10 protein-coding genes, 2 tRNA genes and 2 rRNA genes (1 of these 14 only partly in view) are annotated in these 14,378 nt (G+C 39.0%); 13 read left to right on the top strand and 1 reads right to left on the bottom strand.

Going from position 1 to position 14,378, the window contains the following annotated elements:
- Positions 1-5: 5 nt before the first annotated feature.
- Positions 6-1,055 (top strand): 23S rRNA (adenine(2503)-C(2))-methyltransferase RlmN, encoded by a 1,050-nt coding sequence (rlmN, locus tag I6760_RS01280; RefSeq protein WP_196592723.1) that lies wholly within the window; start codon positions 6-8, stop codon positions 1,053-1,055.
- A 259-nt stretch (positions 1,056-1,314) separates the two neighbouring features.
- Here the strand turns inward: rlmN and rbr are convergent, their stop codons facing one another.
- Positions 1,315-1,851 carry a rubrerythrin gene (gene rbr / locus I6760_RS01275; RefSeq protein WP_196592722.1) on the bottom strand — a complete coding sequence of 179 codons (537 nt, stop codon included), beginning with the start codon at positions 1,849-1,851 and terminating at the stop codon, positions 1,315-1,317.
- 426 nt (positions 1,852-2,277) lie between these two features.
- On the opposite strand from rbr, the gene I6760_RS01270 reads away from it, so the two are divergent.
- The 12 genes from I6760_RS01270 to I6760_RS01215 form a co-directional block, all read left to right on the top strand.
- The gene (locus I6760_RS01270; protein ID WP_196592721.1) at positions 2,278-3,021 is read left to right on the top strand and encodes an FhaA domain-containing protein; all 744 of its coding nucleotides are present in this window, start codon (positions 2,278-2,280) and stop codon (positions 3,019-3,021) included.
- Positions 3,021-3,452: an FHA domain-containing protein gene (locus I6760_RS01265; protein ID WP_196592720.1), complete on the top strand. Its 432-nt coding sequence runs from the start codon at positions 3,021-3,023 to the stop codon at positions 3,450-3,452. Before I6760_RS01270 ends, I6760_RS01265 begins: the two co-directional genes overlap by 1 nt.
- Before the next feature lie 5 nt (positions 3,453-3,457).
- Positions 3,458-4,162 carry a Stp1/IreP family PP2C-type Ser/Thr phosphatase gene (locus I6760_RS01260; RefSeq protein ID WP_330997934.1) on the top strand — a complete coding sequence of 235 codons (705 nt, stop codon included), beginning with the start codon at positions 3,458-3,460 and terminating at the stop codon, positions 4,160-4,162.
- Positions 4,162-5,415: an FtsW/RodA/SpoVE family cell cycle protein gene (locus I6760_RS01255; RefSeq protein WP_196592718.1), complete on the top strand. Its 1,254-nt coding sequence runs from the start codon at positions 4,162-4,164 to the stop codon at positions 5,413-5,415. Before I6760_RS01260 ends, I6760_RS01255 begins: the two co-directional genes overlap by 1 nt.
- The gene (locus I6760_RS01250) at positions 5,408-6,823 is read left to right on the top strand and encodes a peptidoglycan D,D-transpeptidase FtsI family protein (protein ID WP_330997933.1); all 1,416 of its coding nucleotides are present in this window, start codon (positions 5,408-5,410) and stop codon (positions 6,821-6,823) included. Before I6760_RS01255 ends, I6760_RS01250 begins: the two co-directional genes overlap by 8 nt.
- Positions 6,820-8,556 (top strand): Stk1 family PASTA domain-containing Ser/Thr kinase, encoded by a 1,737-nt coding sequence (gene pknB, locus I6760_RS01245; protein ID WP_231036029.1) that lies wholly within the window; start codon positions 6,820-6,822, stop codon positions 8,554-8,556. Before I6760_RS01250 ends, pknB begins: the two co-directional genes overlap by 4 nt.
- A 26-nt stretch (positions 8,557-8,582) precedes the next feature.
- The gene (gene queC / locus I6760_RS01240; protein ID WP_196592717.1) at positions 8,583-9,254 is read left to right on the top strand and encodes a 7-cyano-7-deazaguanine synthase QueC; all 672 of its coding nucleotides are present in this window, start codon (positions 8,583-8,585) and stop codon (positions 9,252-9,254) included.
- Positions 9,255-9,261: 7 nt separating this feature from the next.
- Positions 9,262-10,047 carry a GTP cyclohydrolase FolE2 gene (gene folE2 / locus I6760_RS01235; RefSeq protein WP_196594709.1) on the top strand — a complete coding sequence of 262 codons (786 nt, stop codon included), beginning with the start codon at positions 9,262-9,264 and terminating at the stop codon, positions 10,045-10,047.
- A gap of 390 nt (positions 10,048-10,437) precedes the next feature.
- Positions 10,438-11,986: ribosomal RNA gene (locus I6760_RS01230) — 16S ribosomal RNA — on the top strand.
- A 131-nt stretch (positions 11,987-12,117) separates the two neighbouring features.
- A tRNA-Ala gene (locus tag I6760_RS01225) sits at positions 12,118-12,193 on the top strand.
- A gap of 9 nt (positions 12,194-12,202) precedes the next feature.
- A tRNA-Ile gene (locus tag I6760_RS01220) sits at positions 12,203-12,279 on the top strand.
- 268 nt (positions 12,280-12,547) lie between these two features.
- Positions 12,548-14,378, top strand: a 23S ribosomal RNA gene (locus I6760_RS01215) (it continues 1,089 nt past the right edge of the window).
- Together the 16S and 23S rRNA genes with 2 tRNA genes alongside form the textbook arrangement of a ribosomal RNA operon.

Genomic DNA, 14,378 nt, shown 5'->3' with positions numbered 1-14,378 from the left:
AAGATTTGACTAAAAATATCTTTGGGCTTACATTGACAGAACTGAAAAATGAATTGCAGCCGGGTGGATTTCCACCATTTCGGGCCAAACAGATAGTAGAATGGCTTTATCAGAAAAACACATATGATTTTGCAGCAATGACAAATCTACCGCTGCCACTACGGCAGCAGCTTACAGACTTATATACAATTGAAACAGGAGATGTTATTGTAAAGAGAGAAGCAAAAGATAAAAGAACTACAAAAATGTTGTTGGAATTTACCGATAAAGCCGCAGTAGAAACAGTCTTAATGCGGCAGAATTATGGTAATAGTATCTGTGTATCTTCACAAGTGGGCTGTAATATGGGCTGTACTTTTTGTGCCTCTACCTTAAACGGACTACAGCGTAATCTTACTACGGGGGAAATGCTTGCCCAGGCTTTAAAAAGTCAGGAACTAGTTAGAAAAGACAATGAACGGATCAATAATATCGTTATAATGGGAAGTGGTGAGCCGCTGCTTAACTATGATAACGTTCTGGGGTTTATTAGGCTGGTACATGAAAAGTACTGCATGGATATTGGCTATCGCAATATTACATTATCAACATCTGGTATTATACCTATGATGAGAAAATTGGCTGATGAAGATTTGCCCATAACCTTATCAGTTTCCCTGCATGCTCCTGATGATGAGCTGCGTTCTCAGCTCATGCCTGTAAACAAACGGTATAAATTAGAAAATGTTATGAAGGCAGCCGATTATTATGCAGAAAAAACAAAGCGGCGTATAACATATGAATATATATTGATCAATGAATTAAATGATAACATAGCCCAGGCACATGCATTGGCTGATTTATTGCGGAATCGTCTGGCAAATCTAAATATCATTCCGATAAATCCAGTAAAGGAAAGAAATTTTGACAGACCATCGCCGCAGCGTATGAAAACTTTTTTAGCTGTGTTGGATAAACGTCATGTTAACTATACAGTAAGAAAAGAAATGGGAACAGATATTGATGCCGCATGCGGACAGCTCCGTAACGCATATTTAGATGCTGAAAATGAGTAGTTTTTTGTTTTCCCTTGATTTTAATGGAAAGATAAAAAACAGTTTTTATATAGGTTCCTATATATTACCGCACCAGTATAATGCAAAGTTAATATTAATTCTAATATTTTTACAAGTTACTCTTCCTTACATCATTAGAAGGCCTTATAACTTCGAGAGAAAGTTTTTTTACAGAGATTTTTTCATATGCTCAAACAAAAAAGGACCACTAGCTCAAAATAGCCGGTGGTCTTATCTTTATGCTATGAATAGCATAAAATTATTTGTAATTATTGGCACGAACTTTAAAGAAAGCTTGTGGATGTGCACATACAGGACAGATCTGGGGAGCATTTGTAGCTTCACATACATAGCCGCAGTTTGAGCAGATCCAAATTACTTTTTCGTTCTTTTTGAATACTTTATCTTCCTTAATATTAGTTAAAAGAAGTTCATAACGTTCGTCATGTTCTTTTTCGATTTTTGCGACCATTTCAAAAAGATTAGCTATTTTAGTAAAGCCTTCTTCATGGGCAGTTTTAGCGAAACCAGGATACATGCTTGTCCATTCATAATGTTCTCCGGCGGCAGCATCTTTAAGATTTTCAGGAGTATCAGCAATACCGTGTACAAGTTTGAACCAAATCTTAGCATGTTCTTTTTCATTACCGGCAGTTTCTTCAAAAATTTGAGCAATCTGCTGATAACCATCTTTTTTTGCCTTAGAAGCATAGAATGTGTATTTATTACGAGCCTGAGATTCACCAGCAAATGCAGCAAGTAAATTTTTTTCTGTTTGTGATCCTTTTAATTCCATCTTAACCTCTCCTATATGAATTTAATTTTATTTACCATACACAGTATCTAAGTTAATATATAACATGATAATGATATGGATTAACATATTGTCAATAAAATATAAATAATATATTTTTATTGTTATGTTTTATATTAGATTAGGCAGAACTTTATTATCCAGAGAATAATTACTTTATTCAAAGGATAATATTATCTACCATGATACATATAATTATATGGAAAACTATTATTGCTTAATATTATATATTATATGAAGAAAAAGTCAATAGATATAGCGGTTATTTTTATGTTTATATTGATATGGATAGTATTTGTTTGTATAGGCGTGTATAGTTATTTTTAAGTACATTATATTTTTGACTTAGTATGTAATTTTGCATATAATAGTAATATTCAATTAGAATAAAATAACGAGGAGATAGAAATGTCATTTTCTAAAATGGAAACTTTTTTGGAGAAGCATATTGAAGGATTCTTTAATAGTAAATTTGCCAGTGATTTACAATTCGTTGAAATTCAAAAGAATGTTATGCACATTATAAATCGCAATCACAAAAAAATGAATGATGTTTTATTTGTGCCGAACTATTACGAAGTAGAAATGAGTGAACCTGACTATGAGCGTATTTGTTCGCGTAAATCAAAAAAAATGTTGTATGAATATATTGTGCGTAATGTTATACGGGAAAATTTATTTATTGCAGGACAATTGTGTATAAAATTTTGTCGACAGTCTTCTATGAAAAAAGGTAATTGTAATATAAATTCTCTTTTCAGAGAAAATACACCAGATAGTGTAAAGAATGATGTGGCAGAATGCACGATTGTAATAAAAAAACCTACGATTGAAGAGGCGGCAGCAATGCCGTCAGAGCATTTTTATGCGGGGCTGACAGTTGTCAAGGGACAGGATATAGATGCACATCTTGAAATTGGTGAGCAGCAGATACATATCGGTCGCCGCGAAGAAAATGAATTTTTGTTAACTGATTTAAATGTTTCCAGGCTGCATGCGTATATTTCTTTTAAAAATTATCGTCATATATTATCTGATGCCAATAGTTTAAATGGTACATTTGTTAACGGGAAAAGGATTCAGCAGTTATGTCTGAAGAACAAAGATGTTATTTCTATGGGAAACAGTCAGCTGTTGTATGAGGTACTTTAATGACAATAAATATATTGATGATAATATTAGAATATGCAGTATTGTTTTGCATATGTGCATTTATTTATAAAGTAATGAGTGCAATATACCATGAACTTCATACTGAAGCCTATGAAGATAAAGCACAAATAAATCATAAAGCAGCGCTTACTATATTAGAAACTTATGATGATAAACTGATTAATAAAAGGATATTATTCAGTGAAACATTGACATTGGGGCGTGGTGCCGATAATAATATAATTTTATCTGAAGCATATGTATCACATCATCATGCGATAATAAGTCCAGTGAAAAACCAATACCAGATAGAAGATCTGCGCAGTCGCAATCATACATATGTGAATGGTCAGGAGATAATGGGAAAAACATTTTTAAAAAATGGCGATATAATAAAAATAGGTACTACTGTACTTAAATTTGAGAGGTGATGACAGTGAACGTAACATGTGGCAGTAATGTCGGACTGGTACGCACCAATAATGAAGACAGCTATATTTGTATGGAGCCTTATGTTTATGCTGTTGCTGATGGAATGGGTGGACATGCTGCTGGGGAAGTAGCAAGTAAGTTACTTATTGAAGAAGTGAAAAAGGATTTAAAAAATGATGACGTTTTTAAGTATAATGAAGAAATGCTAAAACAGATTATTATAAGGGCAAATAATGTAATTTTACAAAAATCAGCTGCTGACGAAGCTCTTGCAGGCATGGGAACTACAGCCAGCCTGATTCTACTGCAAAACAGCAGAATATTATGGGCGCATATAGGAGATAGTAGAATATATTATATGCATGAAAGTAAGCTGGTGCAGATAACAACAGATCATTCATTAGTAGATATGTGGGTAAAAAATGGTACAATAACAGCAGAAGAAGCCTTGCATCATCCACAAAAAAACATTCTTACACGTGCTGTGGGGGTGGAGAATGCCATTGAAGTTGATACAGGTGAGTTTTCTATTTTGCCAGGCGATAAGGTTTTACTTTCGACAGATGGGTTAACTAATATGGTAGAAGATAAAAAAATAAGGGAAATATTACTTGATGAAACTATAAATAATAAAGCAGATGTTTTGCTTCATGAAGCTCTTGAAAATGGTGGACTAGACAATATAACAGCAATTGTGGTGGAATTTTGATGAATTATTTAAAAAAGAAAATATTACTGTTACCATCATTAGTGATTATTTTAGCAGTATGTATTTTCTATTTACATAATAAAATAATTACCGATGCTAATTTAGTAATAGCGGCAGCCGCAGCAATATTATTTTTGGCTGGGTTGTTCATTGTCAGGATATATCTTAAAAATGTTGATAATTATATATTGCCTTTGGTTATTTTTTTGTGCAGCATAAGTTTAATAATGATTCTTCGCTTGAAACCAACTTTATTTAAAGCTCAATTTGAATGGATATGCATAGGTTTTATTCTGCTTGGTCTTACCGTCACTTTTGCCGATAAGATATTGCAATTCCTTGATTATCCTTATTTGCTTGGCTTAGGAAGTATTATTATTATTGGTTCTGTTCTTTTATTTGGGACTGATATAGGTGGTAATAAAAATTGGATTTTAATTGGTCCTTTTCAAATTCAACCGTCAGAATTTGCCAAGTTATTGATTTTGGGCTTTTTGGCGTCTTATCTGCAGGAAAATAAAAATACACTTAATCTGCCTAATAGGCACTGGATATTTTTGTATTTACCACCGCTTAGATTTCTTGCTCCTCTGGTATTGATATGGAGTATGGCTTTGCTAATGTTTGTTTATCAGCGCGATTTAGGTTCAGCTTTGCTTTTTTTCAGCATGGCAGTAATGATGACATATGCGGCTACAAGTAATAAATCCTACCTTTTTTTGTCAGGTGTATTTTTTATTTTTTCAGGATTTATTAGTTATATGCTTTTTGGGCATGTACGAGTTAGAGTGGCTATCTGGCTTAATCCATGGGCTGATCCAATGGGAAAGGCGTATCAGATAGTCCAATCATTATTTGCCTTAGGATATGGTGGCGTTTTTGGTGCTGGTTTTATGCATGGTTCACCGGATATAATTCCTGCTGTATATACAGATTTTATTTTTTCGGCTATAGGAGAAGAGTTTGGTCTTCTGGGTGTACTCAGCGTAATTTTGACATATTTATTAATATTTTTCCGTGGTATGAAAATTGCTTTAACATGTACTGATGAGAAATATAAATTGCTATCTTTTGGTTTATCAGCAACGATGCTTTTACAGGCGTTTATAATTTTGGCGGGAGTAACTAAACTGCTGCCCCTGACAGGAATAACGCTGCCCTTTATCAGCTATGGAGGAAGTTCTATGACCGCCAGTTTTATCGCTATTGGGCTTATATTAGCAATAGGCGCAAAGGAGAACAATTGTGCATAATAATATGAATAAAAATATGTTTAGGATAATGCGTGTTTTTATTGTGTTGTTTGTTTTATTAATAATTAATTTATCATATATTCAAGTGATAAAAAGTGATTGGTTTACTAATAATCCGTTAAATCCGCGTATTGCTAATAGGGCTAATAATACCTTACGTGGTGATATTATGGACTGCAATGGGAAAAAAATTGCCTATAGTAAAAAAAGTGGAGAAAAAATAGAAAGAATTTATCCTTATAATGAATTATTTGCGGCACCTGTTGGTTATTTGGGGAAAAATATTGGCAGCGCTGGAATTGAGCAGTCACAGAATAGTAATTTATGTGGTATTAATATGACGCTTCATAAACTAGGGCCTATTGAACAGCTTTTTATGGTAGAAAAGGGCAATAGTGTAAAACTTACTTTAAATGCAGACATACAAAAAAGTGCATGGGATGCTATGGGAAACAGACGCGGGGCTGTTGTGGTAATGGATGCTGCCACAGGTGCGGTACTGGCAATGGTGAGCAAGCCATCTTTTAACCCCAATACAGTAGATGAAGACTGGAAGAAACTTTATGCCGATAAAGCCAGTCCTTTACTGAATAGGGCGGCACAGGGGCTTTATCCACCTGGTTCATCGATAAAACCAATGATTGCTGATGCTGCACTAGCACAAAATGTAATAAATACTACTGAAAAAATATACTGCGGGCCATATTATGATTTAGGTAATAATCAGAAAATTGGTGAAGCAGATAAAGCTGTATATGGTTCAATTAATTTGGAACAAGGGTTGATTCATTCAAGTAATGTTATGTTTGCTGGTCTTGCTGTTAAGATGGGCAGTGAGGGTCTCCAACAGGCTTTTAAAAGATTTGGGTTTTATGATAATTTTCAGACTGATTTTGCTGCGCAAATGCCGCATATTCCTAATTTTCCTAAACTTAGTAAGGGCGAAACAGCTCAAGTTGGTATAGGCCAGGCTGACTTGTTAGTGTCGCCGCTAAGAATGGCGATGCTGGCATCAGCTTTTGGCAATAATGGTAAATGTATGAAACCATATTTAGTAGCACAAGTATTATCACCACAAGGGCAGGTGATTCATACTACTATGCCCGCTGAATTTAAAGAGGTAACTACGCCAGATAGAGCGAATATAATAGATAATTATATGAAGGCTGTAGTATTGCAAGGAACTGGCAGAAAGGCAATTGTAAAGGGGGTTACTATAGCTGGCAAAACAGGAACAGCAGAAAATCCTTTTGGAGCTGATCATGCGTGGTTTATAGGAACAGCTCAGGTTGGGACAAAACATATTGCCTTTGCAGTTATTTTAGAAAATAGTGGTTATGGCGGTTCAGAGGCTGCGCCGGTAATAAAAGATATAATAAACACCATGCTTAAGGAGGATCAAAAATGATGTCTAAACAAATATTAGCCGAACGTTATGAATTGATAGAGCGCATTGGTGATGGAGGAATGGCTTCCGTCTATCGTGCTCACGACCAGCTTTTGGACCGTTATGTAGCAGTAAAAATACTTCATCCACAATTTGCTAATGATGAGGAGTTTATTGTCCGTTTTAAAAAAGAAGCTCAGGGAGCAGCTAAACTATCACATACAAATATTGTAAATATTTATGACGTTGGCGAATGGGATAAACAATATTTTATTGTTATGGAATATGTTGAAGGGGAAACTCTTAAAAATAAGATTCAGCGTGAGGGAAAGCTTTCCATTGCAGATGTTCTCGATATAAGTGGACAAATCGTTGAGGCTTTAGAACATGCCCATACGCATAATTTGATCCACTGTGATATAAAACCGCACAATATCCTGATAAAACCCAATGGACAGGTAAAAGTTGCTGATTTTGGTATTGCTAGGGCAGCTTCTTCAGCTACTATGACATATAGTGGCAATGTAGTGGGTTCGGTACATTATATATCACCGGAACAGGCACAGGGAAATGCTATAACACCAAAATCAGATATATATTCACTGGGAGTAGTAATTTATGAGATGCTTACAGGTGAGGTGCCTTTTAAAGGAGAAAATGTTGTAAGTATAGCTTTAAAACATTTACAGGAAATACCTGTCCCAATACACGAGCTTCGTCCTGATGTACCACCTATTGTAGAGGCAATAGTACTCAAGGCAATGGAAAAAGATCCACAGAAACGCTTTAGCAGTACGCAGATGATTTTAGAAATACATAAAGCGCAAAAAATGTTATTTCCTGATGGTGAAGAAAGAAATGATCCTTATGCAACAAGAGTTATACCCCGTAATCAAATAACAGAAGCAATGAACACTGATAAAAATATTACAAGCAAAAAGCCTATACATTCTATAATGAAATCAAAAAAATTCATTATGCTTTTAGTTTTTATACTGCTGCTGGGTTTTTTTACAGGAGCCTTTTTATCATTTGGTAAATTTTGGAGTAATACGGAAGTAGTTGTGCCAAATGTTGTCGGTCAATCTGTTGAACAGGCTAAAACCATTATTACAAGTAAAAATTTACGGGTTCAGGTTACGGAAGTTTACAATTCAGATATAGCTAAGGGATATGTTGTTTCTCAGACACCAAATGCTGGTACTAAAGTCAAGGAAGAACGTCAGATAACACTGTATGTAAGTAAAGGAGCGGAAACAACAAGTGTTCCTGATGTTACAGGATTTACTAAAGAAGATGCAGAAAGACAACTTCAGAAGGCTGGATTAAAAATAGGCAATATTGTAGCTGTGGCTTCAGATAAACCGGCTGGTGTTGTTTTAAGTCAGGACCCTATACCAGGAATGCAGATAGAAAAAGGCAATGCTGTTAACCTGACTATTAGCAAGGGAGAAGAAGTTAAGACCGTATCTGTGCCTGATGTAACGGGTAATACCTTGAATACAGCTAAGATTATTCTGGAAAAAGCAGGCTTCACCATAGGCAGTATTTCAGAACAGGAAAGTGATAAGGCTCCGGGAACAGTCTTAGGTCAGTCACCCAGATCAGGCGAAAAATTAAAGGAAAAAAGTGTTGTTAATTTAATAATAGCTAAGTCTAAAAGTAAAAAAGAGGCAGTAGAAAAGACTAATAATAATACTTCTTCAAATAATGTTAAAAAGGGAAACACTCAGGAGAAAAAGACCAAAGATTAACGCACATATATAAGGGGGATAAGTTTTTGAAAGCCGTTATTTTATTATCGGGTGGATTGGATTCGACTGTTTGTATGGCAGTAGCTAAGAGTAAAAATTATGATCTTTATCCGATAAGTTTTAATTACCATCAAAGACATAGTATAGAATTAGAAAGCGCTAAAAAAGTTGCGGCGTTTTTTGATGCTAAGCGCCATTTGATAATAGACACAAATATGAATCAAATAGGTGGATCGGCACTTACAGACAAAAGTATAAATGTTCCTGATCGTGATCCTGATACTGAGGATGTACCAGTTACTTATGTACCAGCCAGAAATTTGATCTTTTTGAGTTATGCATTGGGATACGCAGAAGTATTAGGCGCGCCTTATGTATATATTGGAGTAAACGCAGTGGATTATTCCGGTTATCCAGACTGTCGACCAGAGTTCATTAAAAAGTTTCAAGATTTAGCTGATTTTGCCACAAAAGCTACAGCGGCTGAGCATAAAAAAATAAAAATAGAAACTCCATTACAAAATTTATCAAAAAAAGATATTGTATTGCTAGGAACAAAATTAAAGGCTCCATTTGCTTTGACACGTAGTTGTTATAATGGAGGAGAAAAAGCCTGTGGACACTGTGATAGCTGCAAATTGAGATTAAGAGGTTTTGCAGAAGCCGGATTAAAGGACCCAATTGAGTACATGGAGTGATAATGTTTTGAAAGATGTCCAGAATATGGGAGATACACGAGGAATTGCCATTCAACGTGTAGGAATCAGTAGAGCTTGGATTCCATTTTTGGTGGCAGCACAAGAGGGCGGTTCTCAGCATGTAACAGCCTCAATTGAACGTTTTACAGTTGATTTACCAATGGAATATAAAGGTACACATATGAGCAGATTCATGGAAATATTACATGAATCTGCCAATAGACCATTAAATTTCTTGACTGTTGATGAATTATTAAAACATGTTCTTTGTAAATTATCGGCTAAATCAGCACATATTGCTATAAGCTTTAAATATTTTATAAAAAAAGCCGCACCGATAAGTAAAAAAAAGTCCTTATTAGATGTGGACTGCATGTTTATAGGTGATAAAATAAAAAATGAACCTTTAGATTTTACAATGGCAGTAACGGTACCTGTAACATCATTATGTCCGTGCAGTAAGGAAATATCTGCATATGGAGCACATAATCAGCGCAGTAGAATAAAGGGAGCCGTAAAATTTAGTAAGGAAAATGATATCACTATTGAAAAAATGGCAGGTATAATTGAAAAACAAGCTTCATCCGCAGTATATCCGATTTTAAAACGTGAAGATGAAAAATTTGTTACGGAAACCGCTTATGATAACCCCAAGTTTGTAGAAGATATATTGAGGGATTTGGTATTGGCACTGCGTAAGCTGGATAAGATAGATTATTTTTCTGTTGAATGTGAAAATTTTGAGTCAATTCACAATCACAATGCTTATGCATCGCATCAAGAATATAAGTAAATCTATATTGGTCAGATTTCAGGTAAAGCAGCATGATAAAATATTTATTTATATGCTCTTTGCCTGTTTTTTGTTATTAAGATAAAAAAAGGAAGAAAAAAGATAAGAAAAAGTATTGACAAAATATACAGGATTAGATATAATAATTTCTGCGCTCGAGAGAGCGGCCGGGACTTAGAGGGCTAAAGAAATTTAACTTAAAAAAGTTCTTGACAAACGAAAAGGTTTTTGATAAAATATAAAAGCTGACTCGTTGAGGCAGGCACCTTGAAAACTGAACAATACATCATTATATGTTTTCTAAAATATACCAGATGTGCGGTTTAAATATAAACCTGAAACAATTCTTTAAACAACAAATGAAAGAGCCAAATTGGCTCTCCGATAAATTTAATGGAGAGTTTGATCCTGGCTCAGGACGAACGCTGGCGGCGTGCTTAACACATGCAAGTCGAACGGGGCTTTTATTTCGGTAAGAGCCTAGTGGCAAACGGGTGAGTAACGCGTAGGCAACCTACCTTCAAGATGGGGACAACATTCCGAAAGGGGTGCTAATACCGAATGTTATAAAAGCTTTGCATGAAGCTTTTATCAAAGATGGCTTTGGCTATTACTTGGAGATGGGCCTGCGTCTGATTAGCTAGTTGGTGACGGTAACGGCGCACCAAGGCGACGATCAGTAGCCGGTCTGAGAGGATGGACGGCCACATTGGGACTGAGACACGGCCCAGACTCCTACGGGAGGCAGCAGTGGGGAATCTTCCGCAATGGGCGAAAGCCTGACGGAGCAACGCCGCGTGAACGAGGAAGGTCTTCGGATCGTAAAGTTCTGTTGCAAGGGACGAATGGCAATATCGCTAATATCGGTAATGCATGACGGTACCTTGTTAGAAAGCCACGGCTAACTACGTGCCAGCAGCCGCGGTAATACGTAGGCGGCAAGCGTTGTCCGGAATCATTGGGCGTAAAGGGAGCGCAGGCGGATAGTTAAGTGGATCTTAAAAGTGCGGGGCTCAACCCCGTGATGGGGTCCAAACTGGCAATCTTGAGTGCAGGAGAGGAAAGCGGAATTCCCAGTGTAGCGGTGAAATGCGTAGATATTGGGAAGAACACCAGTGGCGAAGGCGGCTTTCTGGACTGTAACTGACGCTGAGGCTCGAAAGCTAGGGTAGCGAACGGGATTAGATACCCCGGTAGTCCTAGCCGTAAACGATGGATACTAGGTGTAGAGGGTATCGACCCCCTCTGTGCCGGAGTTAACGCAATAAGTATCCCGCCTGGGGAGTACGACCGCAAGGTTGAAACTCAAAGGAATTGACGGGGGCCCGCACAAGCGGTGGAGTATGTGGTTTAATTCGACGCAACGCGAAGAACCTTACCAGGGCTTGACATTGATTGACGTATCCAGAGATGGATATTTCTTCTTCGGAAGACAAGAAAACAGGTGGTGCATGGCTGTCGTCAGCTCGTGTCGTGAGATGTTGGGTTAAGTCCCGCAACGAGCGCAACCCCTATTATCTGTTGCCAGCACGTCAAGGTGGGAACTCAGATGAGACTGCCGCGGACAACGCGGAGGAAGGCGGGGATGACGTCAAGTCATCATGCCCCTTACGTCCTGGGCTACACACGTACTACAATGGGATACACAGAGGGAAGCGAAGGAGCGATCTGGAGCGGAACCCAAAAAATATCCCCCAGTTCGGATTGCAGGCTGCAACTCGCCTGCATGAAGTTGGAATCGCTAGTAATCGCAGGTCAGCATACTGCGGTGAATACGTTCCCGGGCCTTGTACACACCGCCCGTCACACCACGAAAGTCATTCACACCCGAAGCCGGGAAAGGGCCTTATGGAACCGACCGTCTAAGGTGGGGGCGATGATTGGGGTGAAGTCGTAACAAGGTAGCCGTATCGGAAGGTGCGGCTGGATCACCTCCTTTCTAAGGATTTTTAATAAAATCTGTCGAGTACATCTGGAAACAAGCATATCAGGGGCAGGCAGCTGCAACTGAGAAGCTTGATGTATTGTTTAGTTTTGAGGGTTTCTTCCCTCAAAAAAGCTAGGACTAATGGGGGCGTAGCTCAGCTGGGAGAGCACCTGCCTTGCAAGCAGGGGGTCAGGAGTTCAAATCTCCTCGTCTCCACCAGAAGAGAATGGGCCTATAGCTCAGCTGGTTAGAGCGCACGCCTGATAAGCGTGAGGTCAGTAGTTCAAGTCTACTTAGGCCCACCAAATTGCACATTGAAAACTACACAGAAGAAAAGCAAAGAACAATTATCACCAATGCCAAACTTGTGAAAATGAGAATGGCGAGGGAATAGTTGGACCAAGCACAAAGGATTATAAAGAAATACGCCAAGATAAAACGTATGAACTTATAGCAAAGGTGGCATTTTATAAGTAAGATTATGAAATGCAAAAACAGATTGCGGCAGTTATTATGATACCAGGCAGAGCTTAAAGCACTGGCAGGGATAATAATAACCAAGCAATACTGATAAGTTAAGTGAACAAGGGCATATGGTGGATGCCTTGGCGCCAGGAGTCGAAGAAGGACGCGGTAAGCTGCGAAAAGGTACGGGGAAGAGCAAGCATCTATTGATCCGTACATATCCGAATGGGGCAACCCGATAGAAAAAGTTCTATCATCCGAAAGGAAGACAAACCCGGGGAACTGAAACATCTAAGTACCCGGAGGAAAAGAAATCAAACGAGATACCCAAAGTAGCGGCGAGCGAAATGGGTAAAAGCCCAAACCATATTACTTCGGTAATATGGGGTTGAGGACTGACAAAAATGCTGAAACATTTAGCCAAATGACTTGGAAAGGTCAGGCATAGAAGGTAAAACCCCGGTAGGCAAAAAGTGGGGCAGCATGGTCAGTATCCAGAGTATCGCGGGGCACGAGAAACCTTGCGAGAAGCTGGGGGGACCACCCTCCAAGGCAAAATACTACCTGGCGACCGATAGCGCATAGTACCGTGAGGGAAAGGTGAAAAGAACCCCGGAAGGGGAGTGAAATAGAACCTGAAACCGTATGTCTACAAGCAGTCGAAGCTCCGTAAGAGAGCGACGGCGTGCCTATTGAAGAATGAACCGGCGAGTTACATTATATTGCGAGGTTAAATGGAAAACATGGAGCCGAAGCGAAAGCGAGTCTTAATAGGGCGGCAAGTAATATGGTGTAGACCCGAAACCGCAGTGATCTATGCATGCCCAGGTTGAAACGCAGGTAAAAATGCGTGGAGGACCGAACCCGTGAGTGTTGAAAAACTTTGGGATGAGGTGTGCATAGGGGTGAAATGCCAATCGAACGCGGAGATAGCTGGTACTCCCCGAAATAGCTTTAGGGCTAGCCTCAAGGGAAGATTACAGACGGTAGAGCACTGATCAGGCAAGGGGGCGTAAAGCCTGCCGACCCTAGTCAAACTACGAATGGCTGTAATAAAATACTTGGGAGTCAGACTGTGAGTGATAAGACCCATAGTCGAAAGGGAAACAGCCCAGACCACCGGCTAAGGTCCCAAATGCTGTGCTAAGTGGAAAAGGATGTAGGACTTCATAAACAACCAGGATGTTGGCTCAGAAGCAGCCATCATTAAAAGAGTGCGTAATAGCTCACTGGTCGAGAGGCTCTGCGCCGAAAATATCCGGGGCTCAAGCACAGAACCGAAGCCGTGGCAGGATGTAGCAGTACATTCTGGGTAGGGGAGCATACTGTATGCGACTGAAGATGTACCGTAAGGAGCATTGGAGTGTACAGCAGAGAGAATGCCGGTATGAGTAACGACAAGAACAGTGAGAATCTGTTCCACCGAAAGCCTAAGGATTCCTGGGCAACGCTCGTCGACCCAGGGTAAGTCGGGACCTAAGCCGAGGCGAAAAGCATAGGCGATGGACAACAGGCAAAAATTCCTGTACCGTTTTATTTTGTTTGAATGATGGAGTGACACAGCAAGCAGTTTGAGCGTACGGATGGAAGAGTACGTCGAAGCCGGTAGGCTGTGCAGCAGGCAAATCCGCTGCATAAGAGCCGAGAAGTGATAGATAGGTAAATCTACGGATGAGCCGAATTTGAATGAGCTACACTGTCGAGAAAAGCTTCTAGTGAGAAATAAAGCGCCCGTACCAAAACCGACACAGGTAGGCACGGAGAGAATCCTAAGGTGCGCGGGACAACCCTCGTTAAGGAACTCGGCAAAATATATCCGTAACTTCGGGAAAAGGATAGCCGCAGGCAGTGAAGTCCGAACGGATGGAGCAGCAGGCGGTGGCACAAGAGAGGCCCAAGCGACTGTTTAGCACAAACACAGGTGCCTGCGAAAGAGAAA

It is taken from the genome of Pectinatus sottacetonis (assembly GCF_015732155.1).
GTDB lineage: Bacteria > Bacillota > Negativicutes > Selenomonadales > Selenomonadaceae > Pectinatus > Pectinatus sottacetonis.
Note: the sequence above shows the minus strand (reverse complement) of the source record. Positions and strands in the feature narration are given on the sequence as shown.

Excerpts from the sequence above, each read along its gene's own strand:
- I6760_RS01255 (WP_196592718.1), top strand. The coding sequence starts at position 4,162 with ATGAATTATTTAAAAAAGAAAATATTACTGTTACCATCATTAGTGATT.
- rbr (WP_196592722.1), bottom strand. The coding sequence starts at position 1,851 with ATGGAATTAAAAGGATCACAAACAGAAAAAAATTTACTTGCTGCATTT.
- I6760_RS01265 (WP_196592720.1), top strand. The coding sequence starts at position 3,021 with ATGACAATAAATATATTGATGATAATATTAGAATATGCAGTATTGTTT.
- pknB (WP_231036029.1), top strand. The coding sequence starts at position 6,820 with ATGATGTCTAAACAAATATTAGCCGAACGTTATGAATTGATAGAGCGC.
- I6760_RS01270 (WP_196592721.1), top strand. The coding sequence starts at position 2,278 with ATGTCATTTTCTAAAATGGAAACTTTTTTGGAGAAGCATATTGAAGGA.